Annotated in this window: 1 pseudogene; it reads left to right on the top strand. The window is 67.9% G+C overall.

Annotated features, from left to right (window positions below):
• A pseudogene (locus G6R25_RS28540) lies at nucleotides 1–350 on the top strand (hypothetical protein); the annotation flags it as partial.
• Nucleotides 351–361 lie beyond the last annotated feature (11 nt).

Raw genomic sequence — 361 nt, 5'->3', positions numbered from 1 at the left:
TCACAAATCGTTGCCGGGAATGGCTCACTGAGCTTCTGTCGCCAGCGGACCGCAATCGGTTGCGGATCCACGAGGTGCCCGTCGACTGGCTGGACGATCCGGACTCGCGCGTCGACGTCGTCGTCACGGCGCTGGCGGACCTGCGTGGGATGTGGCGGGTGGGGCTGCGCATCCTCGCAGGTCGGGGGCGTGTCGAGCTGCTGGCCGAGCTGGCGGCGGCGCGGCTGCCGGCCGGGGTGAGGCCCAGCTCGGCCCGTTCGCGGTGCTCGAAACCATCTCCACGCTGTTGTACGTCGTCCTTTATGCCCTGCTCAGGAGCAGGGCCGCGCGAAGGTCACTTTCCGTGCTGACTGGTTACTCT

The sequence above is a fragment of the Candidatus Frankia alpina genome (assembly GCF_902806485.1).
GTDB lineage: Bacteria > Actinomycetota > Actinomycetes > Frankiales > Frankiaceae > Frankia > Frankia alpina.
The sequence above is the reverse complement of the archived record's forward strand: the minus strand, read 5'-3'. Positions and strand labels throughout refer to the sequence as shown.